The following is a 1,950-nucleotide window of genomic DNA, read 5'->3' as shown; positions in this document are numbered from 1 at the left end:
AATAAAACTATCTGATAAAGAAATCCAATTTTTATTTTACTATTCCTAAAAATACAGCCAAACAACGTTCAATTTCTACCATTTTATCTACAGGAATGAAACCGAAAGCTGGACTCATTTTTTCACATCTTACCGTCATAATTTTATCAATCATGACTTGCGAAGGTTTCTGCAAACCATTCTTGTCGTTTGGCTGAATCGTAATGCGGAGTAATGGAGCATCAATAAGTGTACTTGTAATTGGTAAAACCGTCACGCTTGTATGTTCACTAAATTGATGAGCTTGAATGATCAATGCGGGTCTTGGTTTACCAAAATCACCTTGTATCGCTATTGTTACCAGAGAACCACGCATCATTCTGTCCATCCATCAACATCCATTAAAGATTGATCCATAAACAACTGTAGAGATGTATCAGCTTTATCCATTTTTGCTACTAAGCGGGTTTGACGGTGGCACTCTTCTGCAAAATTTGGCTGGCGTGTATCTGGAACCCAAATTTGCATTAAGCGCAAACCTGCTTTTCTTTGTGCATTGCGATGTTTTTGAACCCGTTCATTAACGTTCATTGTACCCATAACAAAATCTCCTTTTGTTTCATGTAACGTATAACACAGAAAAAAGTTACATGAAACGAGATTCTTACAATACGCGATAATTACAAGTTTCGATTTTCACTCAGCCTCACCTTGTGTGGGGCTTTTTTTATGGAGGAGCATATGCGAAAAATATCACAACAAGGACTTGCACTGATCAAACAATGGGAAGGTTTGCGCCTCAATGCTTATAAAGACGCCATTGGGGTATGGACTATCGGTTATGGACATACCAACAGTGCTGGCAAACCTTTTGTTCACAAAGGCATGACAATGACCGAAAAACAAGCAGAAGAATTGCTTCGCCAAGATTTAAGACAATTTGAAAATACCGTTGAACAAGCGGTTCAAGTTTCCTTAACCAATGAACAATTTGCAGCATTGGTTTCCTTTTGCTATAATGTAGGAACAACAGCTTTTTGCAATTCCACCCTATTAAAAAAGCTTAATAACGGTGAATATGAAGCAATACCCGCCGAACTACAGAAATGGACCAAAGCGGGTGGTAAGCGCTTGCAAGGTCTGGTCCACCGGCGTGTCGCAGAAGCAGGGTTGTGGGCAAAAGGGGCGTTTGTTTCCTCCAACTATCAAACCGTAGAAACGCAAGCACCAACAGGGCTTTTCAAAGCAGAAGCTCTTGCACCAGTCATTGGTTCTTTTTCAGGCCTTGGCGGCTTGTTGGCAGGCAATGGTCCAGTGCAATGGGCATTCGCTGCCATTATGGTTTTAGCAGCAGCTGTTGGGATTTTCCTTGTTGCCAAACGTTTTCAGGAGCACCGGCTATGATGTTCTGGATGAAAAAAAATCTCATGCTCACAGGTGCGGCACTAGCCGCTTTTTTTATGGCTTTAGCCAAAGCTTTCACTCTTGGCAAAAAGAGTGAACAGCAAAAGCAGATAGAAAAAACTTTAAAGGCAGCAACAACACGGCTGGAGGTGGAAAATGAAGTTAACAAAGAAACTGATGCTGATGTGCGCACTGCTCTCTCTGACTGGTTGCGTGACCCATAAATATGCTTCTTCTTGTGTTGGCTGGTTGCCAATTTATTTAGACAAGAAAGATCTAGATGCCATCAGTTCAAACTTAGCAAAAGAGATCTTAAAGCATAACAAACAGGGAGAACGCTTGTGTGGATGGAAACATGGCCAGAAAAAAAACTGAAAAAAAAACAGAGCTCACAGAAGCGGAAAAAGCCATGCTTCAAGAGATGATCATTGCCTATAAAAGTGTGAAGATGATGTCGCGTCTCATGAAGTGGATAGCATTTTTTCTTTTTTTGCTGATCCTTGATTTTGCTCGCCTTATGGACGCCATAGATAATGTTATTGCACATCTCAAACAATGGTTTTCAAA

The 1,950-nt window shown here is 40.7% G+C and carries 6 protein-coding genes; 4 read left to right on the top strand and 2 right to left on the bottom strand.

The window, feature by feature from the left end; genetic code table 11:
* Positions 1-31: 31 nt before the first annotated feature.
* The gene (locus tag PVV64_RS10280; protein ID WP_273760888.1) at positions 32-358 is read right to left on the bottom strand and encodes a type II toxin-antitoxin system PemK/MazF family toxin; all 327 of its coding nucleotides are present in this window, start codon (positions 356-358) and stop codon (positions 32-34) included.
* The gene (locus PVV64_RS10275; protein WP_241439655.1) at positions 355-579 is read right to left on the bottom strand and encodes an antitoxin MazE family protein; all 225 of its coding nucleotides are present in this window, start codon (positions 577-579) and stop codon (positions 355-357) included. Before PVV64_RS10275 ends, PVV64_RS10280 begins: the two co-directional genes overlap by 4 nt.
* Positions 580-720: 141 nt before the next feature.
* On the opposite strand from PVV64_RS10275, the gene PVV64_RS10270 reads away from it, so the two are divergent.
* The 4 genes from PVV64_RS10270 to PVV64_RS10255 all read left to right on the top strand — a co-directional run.
* The gene (locus PVV64_RS10270; RefSeq protein WP_273760887.1) at positions 721-1,383 is read left to right on the top strand and encodes a lysozyme; all 663 of its coding nucleotides are present in this window, start codon (positions 721-723) and stop codon (positions 1,381-1,383) included.
* Positions 1,380-1,607 (top strand): hypothetical protein, encoded by a 228-nt coding sequence (locus PVV64_RS10265; protein ID WP_273760886.1) that lies wholly within the window; start codon positions 1,380-1,382, stop codon positions 1,605-1,607. The genes PVV64_RS10270 and PVV64_RS10265 overlap by 4 nt, the downstream gene beginning before the upstream one ends.
* A complete protein-coding gene (locus PVV64_RS10260) occupies positions 1,540-1,758 on the top strand; it encodes a hypothetical protein (protein WP_273760885.1) in 219 nt (72 codons plus the stop codon). The genes PVV64_RS10265 and PVV64_RS10260 overlap by 68 nt, the downstream gene beginning before the upstream one ends.
* The coding region (locus PVV64_RS10255; RefSeq protein WP_273760884.1) for a hypothetical protein at positions 1,739-1,950 on the top strand (212 nt) is incomplete at its 3' end. The genes PVV64_RS10260 and PVV64_RS10255, both read left to right, overlap by 20 nt.

It is taken from the genome of Bartonella sp. ML70XJBT.G, from assembly GCF_028618575.1.
Classification (GTDB): Bacteria; Pseudomonadota; Alphaproteobacteria; order Rhizobiales; family Rhizobiaceae; genus Bartonella.
The sequence above is the reverse complement of the archived record's forward strand: the minus strand, read 5'-3'. Positions and strand labels throughout refer to the sequence as shown.

Excerpts from the sequence above, each read along its gene's own strand:
- PVV64_RS10270 (WP_273760887.1), top strand. The coding sequence starts at position 721 with ATGCGAAAAATATCACAACAAGGACTTGCACTGATCAAACAATGGGAA.
- PVV64_RS10265 (WP_273760886.1), top strand. The coding sequence starts at position 1,380 with ATGATGTTCTGGATGAAAAAAAATCTCATGCTCACAGGTGCGGCACTA.
- PVV64_RS10275 (WP_241439655.1), bottom strand. The coding sequence starts at position 579 with ATGGGTACAATGAACGTTAATGAACGGGTTCAAAAACATCGCAATGCA.
- PVV64_RS10280 (WP_273760888.1), bottom strand. The coding sequence starts at position 358 with ATGATGCGTGGTTCTCTGGTAACAATAGCGATACAAGGTGATTTTGGT.
- PVV64_RS10260 (WP_273760885.1), top strand. The coding sequence starts at position 1,540 with ATGAAGTTAACAAAGAAACTGATGCTGATGTGCGCACTGCTCTCTCTG.